Below are 5,404 nucleotides of genomic sequence, written 5' to 3' on the forward strand. Positions count from 1 at the left end.
GGCGACCAGGGGCGCGCCGACGGCGGCGGCGAACATCGCCAGCGCCGGCGGACCCATCCACAGGCCCGCGGTGAACGGGGTGAGGCCCTCCACGAGTTGGAGGTACTGCGTGACCATGTACATGGTGCCGCCGACACCGACGAGCCCGATCAGCAGGACGGCGAGAGCTGCGGAGAAGGCCCGGTCGGCGAAGAGGGTCACGTCCAGCAGCGGCGCGGTCAGGTGCCGTTGCCGGCGGACGAACGCCACCCCGGCGATGGCGCCGACGACGAGGAGGACCGGCGTACGCGCACCGGCACCGTGGGAGGCGGCCTGCTTGACGGCGTAGACGACGGGCAGGATCGCCGCCAGGGACAACGCGACGCTGACCAGGTCCAGCGGCCCGGCCTGCGGGTCGGCGTACTCGGGCAGCAGTGACCTCGCCCCGATCAGGACGACGATCGCGACGGGGACGGCGAGCAGGAAGGCCGCGCCCCACCAGTACGCGTCGACGAGGGCACCGCCGACGACCGGACCGGCCGCCATGCCCAGGGCGAACATGGTGGCCCAGGCCCCGATCGCCATCGCGCGCTGTCGGGCGTCGGCGAACATGTTGGAGATCAGCGACAGCGTCGAGGGCATCAACGTCGCGCCCGCGATCCCGAGCAGCGCACGGGCCGCGATCAACAGTTCCGCGCTGGGCGCGACGGCCGCGAGCACCGACACGAGCGCGAACGCGGCCATCCCGATCCGGAGCAGGCGTCGCCGGCCGATGCGATCCCCCAGGGTACCCATGGTGATGAGGAACCCGGCGATGAGGAACCCGTAGGCATCCATGATCCACAGGGTCTGCGTGGCCGACGGGTCGAGCGCCTCGGCCATGCTCGGCAGCACCAGGTACAGCACGGTGACGTCCAGACCCAGCAGCAGCGTGGGCAGCGCCAGCAGCCCGAGGCCCGCCCACTCGCGCCCGCCCGCACGCCGGACGGCGACCTCCGACACGGCACCCCCACAAGATATTTGAACGAAAGTACAACTAGAACTATCGTTCAAATATCTGTCGAGGGCAAGGTCGCAGCGGGTACGGGCGCGTGGCGGCCCGAGGGGAGGGGCGACCGGAACGAGAACGAGGCCCGAACCAAAGGTTCGGGCCTCGCAGGTGTGGGGTGACTGATGGGAATTGAACCCGCCCGGACCCGCAGGTCGGGGCGGGTGCACCGTGCGTGACCTGCACATACGAGGTGGCATCGGGTATCAACGGGTAGCGCCGGGTTAGTGGATTCCCCTACCTCTCCCCTACGCCGCCTCGGACAGTTCCTCCTCCATCTCGGCGACCACCGTCGCCAGGTCCACGTGCTCCAGGGCGTCCGTCACCGCAGCGAGGATCCCCACGTCGACCTGCGGCAGCAGGTGCCCGTACAGCCCGTCGGTGACCGCGATCGAGCCGTGCCCGAGCCGCCGGGAGATCGCCGACAGCGGGACGTTCGCCGAGATCAGCCAGGCGGCCTGCGTGTGCCGCAGGTCGTGGATGCGCAGCCCGGCGAGCCCGGCCGCCTCAGTCCAGAGCAGCCACCCCCGACGGAAGTTCCGGGCACGCACCGGTTTGCCGGTCGGCGTGAGGAACACCAGATCGTCCCGGCCCTTGTCGACGACCAGGCCCGCGAGCGGGTCGGCGGCCTTCCGGGTGAACGTCACCGTCCGCCGCCCGCGCGCCGTCTTCGGCGTGCCGAAGATCAGCGACCCGTCGGCCATCTCGTGCATGGCCCGCTCCACCGTGAGTCGCCCATCGAGCACGTCGAGGTTCTTCACCTGGAGCCCCACCGCCTCGCCCCACCGCAGTCCCGTCGAGACGAGCAGCAGCACCAGCGGGCGCCAGTGCTCCGGCACGGCGGCGAGCAGCCGGCCGGCTTCCGGTTCCGTGAGGAACCGCATCTCCCGGGGCGCGAGCGCCGGCAGCTTCGTGTCGACGCACGGGTTGGTGCGGATCTTCCGTGCGCGCACCGCTGCGCTCATCAGGCTGTGGAGTAGGCCGTGGCAGGAGCGGACCGTCTTCGCCGAGAGTGGTCGGCGCACCCACTTCCCCGGCCGGTCCAGGTCCGGCAGACCGGTGAGCAGCTTCGTGATCCACGCCTGGATGACGATGTTGTCGACCTCGTCGAGCGCGAGGTGGCCGAGCAGCGGCACGATGTGCATCCGCACCCGGGAGCCCTCGGACTGGCGGGAGGTGGGCTTGAGGCCTGTCTCGTGGCCGGGCCACCAGATGGCCACCCACTCCCCCACGACCAACTTCCCGGCCCGTGGGTCGATGAAGTCGCCGCGGAGCTGGTCCGCCTTGAGCGTGATCAGCCTCTTGTTGGCCGACGTCTTGTTGGGCCACCCCTTCTCCAGGGTGACCTTCTTGCCGTCGATGATGTCCCGGATCCGGTAGGTCGGTCCGTTCTTCTCCACCCACACGGTGCCGTCAGCCCCGCTTGAACAGGTCGATCATCCTCCGAGTCTCCTCGATGGCGGCGGCCTTGTCGCGCTCGCGTCGCTCCAGGATCAGGGTGGTGATGCGCTCACGCATCTCGTCGCTGAGGCGGGGGTCGGTGCGGACGAGTTCCAGCTCTTCGTCGGCTGCTTCGCCGGTGGCTGGTGTGGGGTGGCCGCCCTCGAGGATCGCGGCGATGCTGCCGGGGCGCCAGTTCAGGGCTCGTTCGATGCCGGCCCAGTTGTGGGGTTGGGTGTCGCGGTCGCCCTTCTCGGCGCTGGTCCAGGTCGCGCGGTCGATGCCGGCGGCGCGGGCGGCTGCCGACACGCTGAGGCCGAGGTCTTCGAGGCGTCTCTTCTTGATCTTCTGCGCCAGGCGTTCTCGCCGGCCACCCTCATCCATGACGGGCATTGTGCCAGCGGAATTGTGCTTAGGGATACCGGCCCGGCCACCCTCGGGTAGCCGTTCAGCTAGCATCCGCCGTGTTCAACAGACTTTATTGCGGAACTCTGCTGAACGCTGCTAATGTCAGTGGCATGACTGATCCAAGGCCAACAACCGTCGCACCTCGACCCGCAGCGGTCGAGATCGACGGCGCGAAGCTCCGAGAGCTGCGCCAGATGGCCGGGGTGACGCTGGGAGAGTTCGCCTCTACCTGCGAAATCAGCGTTCAGTACCTCTCGCAGATCGAGCGCGGCGATCGCCGGCGGGTGTCCCCGCCGGTGTACGCCCGGATCTGCCGCTCGCTGAAGCTCACCGGCCCCCGGCAGCGCCGAACTCTGCTGAAGGCAGCGGCATGAGCACCCCGGCGTTCCTCGACATGCAGCAGCTCGCCGACCGCTACGGCCTGTCCAAGGAGTGGGTGCGGGTTCGCGTCAAGCAGCGCGCGATTCCGTTCAGCCGCGTCCCCGGCGGCAGGCTCGTCCGGTTCTCCGCCGACGACGTCCGCGCGATCGACGCCATGTTCACCCCCGAGCCGGTACTCAACGGCCCGCCCGCCTCGAGGGCGGTGGCCGCGTGATCACCGTGAACCCGCTGCGGATCCGGGCCTTCATCGCTCAGGTCGATACCACCGGCGGACCCGACGCCTGCTGGACGTGGCGCGGCCACAAGAACGACGACGGGTACGGCCGGTTCGGCAAGCAGTCCGAAGGCGCCCACCGGGTCGCCTACGAGCTGATGGTCCGGGCCGTCCCCGACGGACTCACCGTCGACCACCAGTGCCACAACGCCGACACCACCTGCCCGGGCGGCACCACCTGCGCCCACCGGCTGTGCGTCAACCCGGCGCACCTGGAGGCGGTGACGCAGCGGGAGAACCTGCTGCGCAGCCCGCACACGATGCCGCACCACAACGCGGCCAAGACCCACTGCCCCCGCGGTCACAGGTACACGCCGGAGAACACGTACAGCCGGCGGACCGCGAAGGGCTACGCCCGACGGGAGTGCAAGACCTGCCGACGTGAACGGCTCGCCGCGTAGCGGCCTGAGCACCACCCCGGCGCCATCCGGCCCCGGAAACGAACGGCGCCCCGCCATCCCGGCAAGGACATCGCGGAGCGCCAGATCGAAATGGAGTATCGCATGACCGACACGATCACCAATCCGGCGCCCGCGCCGCTGGCCACCGCCACCGTCACTACCGACAGCGGGCCGATCGTCCTGCCCTGCGAGCCCATCAGTGAGTGGCTCGCCATCACCCCCGTGGTGGGCATGGACAAGGACGGCAAGACGTGGTTCGACGGTGGGTTCACCATCACCCACCTGCCGACCGGCCTGGCCTTCGGCGAAGGCCCCGCCTGCATCAACTGCTGCCGCTCCTCGGGCCAGAAGTTCGCCGCCATGGACACCGACTGGTCGGCCCTCACTGCTGCGACCGCCAGCGAGTGGGCCGCCGGGCTGTCGGACGCTGACCGGGAGACGCTCATGCTGTACCGGCCCCTGGAGTGGCGGTGCGACGCCGAGTTGTGCGATGCGCCCGAGGCCACCGAGCAGCAGGCCGAGCCCGCCGCCAGCATTCCGGGCGAGTCGCACCGGATCTGCCGGGACTGCGGTGCCACCACCGGCCTGGTCATGGCGATCGGGAGCCCGCTCGAGATCGCCACCGAGTGGGTGTGCGCCGACGCGCAGTGCCGGGCGGTGACCCGATGACGCAGCCGCACCTGCCGCCCAGCCCGTGGCACCCCACCATCACCCCGCCCGTCTCCACCTGCTGCGGCACCGTCCTCAAGGGCGAGGCCTGCGACTGCTCGGAGCTGCTGGCGTCGTGGGCGGGGGCGCCGGTCTACAGCCTGCGCCCGCACGCGCCCGGCCTGACCCCGCTGGTCGACCCGGCCCTGCGCGAGGTGGCGTGATGGCCGCCCGCAGGTACGCGATCGAGGTCAACGAGGGCGTCGTCGAGTCGTCCCGGCAGGGCGCCGACTGGTGGTTCGCCCGGCGGCAGATGTTCGTCGCCTCCGGGCGGCTGCGCGAGGTGAAGGCCGCCTGCATCACCGGTGGCGTAGTCCGGATCGGCGACTACGACGAGGACGACGCCACCTTCATGGCCGACCACATGGTCGCGTCCGGGATGCCCCAGTCGGCGGTGCGCGTCAAGGCGGTGACTTCGTGACGCACCTGATCTCCGTCGTCGTCGGCCTCGCCGCCGCCCTGCTGCTGTTCGCCGCGTACGTCGCCGGTTACCGGCGGGCCACCCAGCGCACCGTCGCCGACATCACCCGGCTGCGGCAGACCGTCGCCGACCAGCAGGCATCCCTCACCGCCATCCCCGCCAGCGCCATCGAACACCGGCAGCAGGTTGCCGCCGACCACCGGCGGCGCGCCGCCGCGACCATCGCCCGCCTCGACGCGTGGGTGCTCACCCAGCGGACGGTGCGCCATGGCTGACCGGCCCACCCGCGCACGCATGGCCATCGACGCCGCCACCGCGCTCGCCGCCGCACTCCTGACCACGCC

General features: G+C 70.7%; 10 protein-coding genes. 7 read left to right on the forward strand and 3 right to left on the reverse strand.

Annotated elements, in window-relative coordinates:
• The 3 genes from EYA84_RS25315 to EYA84_RS25325 form a co-directional block, all read right to left on the reverse strand.
• Positions 1-981 (reverse strand): MFS transporter (locus EYA84_RS25315; protein WP_131056007.1); only part of this gene is annotated, 981 nt, incomplete at its 3' end.
• A 294-nt stretch (positions 982-1,275) separates the two neighbouring features.
• A complete protein-coding gene (locus tag EYA84_RS25320) occupies positions 1,276-2,427 on the reverse strand; it encodes a site-specific integrase (protein WP_161595035.1) in 1,152 nt (383 codons plus the stop codon).
• Positions 2,428-2,440: 13 nt separating this feature from the next.
• Positions 2,441-2,851 carry a helix-turn-helix transcriptional regulator gene (locus tag EYA84_RS25325; RefSeq protein ID WP_131056011.1) on the reverse strand — a complete coding sequence of 137 codons (411 nt, stop codon included), beginning with the start codon at positions 2,849-2,851 and terminating at the stop codon, positions 2,441-2,443.
• Positions 2,852-2,931: 80 nt separating this feature from the next.
• Between EYA84_RS25325 and EYA84_RS25330 the strand changes: the two genes are divergently transcribed.
• From EYA84_RS25330 to EYA84_RS25360, 7 genes are all read left to right on the forward strand, one after another.
• Positions 2,932-3,249 (forward strand): helix-turn-helix domain-containing protein, encoded by a 318-nt coding sequence (locus EYA84_RS25330; protein ID WP_161595036.1) that lies wholly within the window; start codon positions 2,932-2,934, stop codon positions 3,247-3,249.
• A complete protein-coding gene (locus EYA84_RS25335; protein ID WP_131056015.1) occupies positions 3,246-3,470 on the forward strand; it encodes an AlpA family transcriptional regulator in 225 nt (74 codons plus the stop codon). The genes EYA84_RS25330 and EYA84_RS25335 overlap by 4 nt, the downstream gene beginning before the upstream one ends.
• The gene (locus EYA84_RS25340; RefSeq protein ID WP_162854385.1) at positions 3,467-3,931 is read left to right on the forward strand and encodes an HNH endonuclease signature motif containing protein; all 465 of its coding nucleotides are present in this window, start codon (positions 3,467-3,469) and stop codon (positions 3,929-3,931) included. The genes EYA84_RS25335 and EYA84_RS25340 overlap by 4 nt, the downstream gene beginning before the upstream one ends.
• Positions 3,932-4,033: 102 nt before the next feature.
• On the forward strand, positions 4,034-4,600 hold the full coding sequence (locus EYA84_RS25345) for a hypothetical protein (protein WP_131056016.1): 567 nt from the start codon (positions 4,034-4,036) through the stop codon (positions 4,598-4,600).
• Positions 4,597-4,803, forward strand: coding sequence for a hypothetical protein (locus EYA84_RS25350; protein ID WP_131056018.1), 207 nt, complete (start codon positions 4,597-4,599; stop codon positions 4,801-4,803). Before EYA84_RS25345 ends, EYA84_RS25350 begins: the two co-directional genes overlap by 4 nt.
• Positions 4,803-5,060, forward strand: coding sequence for a hypothetical protein (locus EYA84_RS25355; protein WP_131056020.1), 258 nt, complete (start codon positions 4,803-4,805; stop codon positions 5,058-5,060). The genes EYA84_RS25350 and EYA84_RS25355 overlap by 1 nt, the downstream gene beginning before the upstream one ends.
• Positions 5,057-5,335 (forward strand): hypothetical protein, encoded by a 279-nt coding sequence (locus EYA84_RS25360; RefSeq protein ID WP_131056022.1) that lies wholly within the window; start codon positions 5,057-5,059, stop codon positions 5,333-5,335. The genes EYA84_RS25355 and EYA84_RS25360 overlap by 4 nt, the downstream gene beginning before the upstream one ends.
• Positions 5,336-5,404: the final 69 nt, after the last annotated feature.

The organism is Verrucosispora sp. SN26_14.1 (genome assembly GCF_004307965.1).
Taxonomy (GTDB): Bacteria; Actinomycetota; Actinomycetes; order Mycobacteriales; family Micromonosporaceae; genus Micromonospora.

Coding starts and splice junctions, on each gene's coding strand:
- EYA84_RS25345 (WP_131056016.1), top strand. CDS start 4,034: ATGACCGACACGATCACCAATCCGGCGCCCGCGCCGCTGGCCACCGCC.
- EYA84_RS25335 (WP_131056015.1), top strand. CDS start 3,246: ATGAGCACCCCGGCGTTCCTCGACATGCAGCAGCTCGCCGACCGCTAC.
- EYA84_RS25325 (WP_131056011.1), bottom strand. CDS start 2,851: ATGGATGAGGGTGGCCGGCGAGAACGCCTGGCGCAGAAGATCAAGAAG.
- EYA84_RS25350 (WP_131056018.1), top strand. CDS start 4,597: ATGACGCAGCCGCACCTGCCGCCCAGCCCGTGGCACCCCACCATCACC.
- EYA84_RS25355 (WP_131056020.1), top strand. CDS start 4,803: ATGGCCGCCCGCAGGTACGCGATCGAGGTCAACGAGGGCGTCGTCGAG.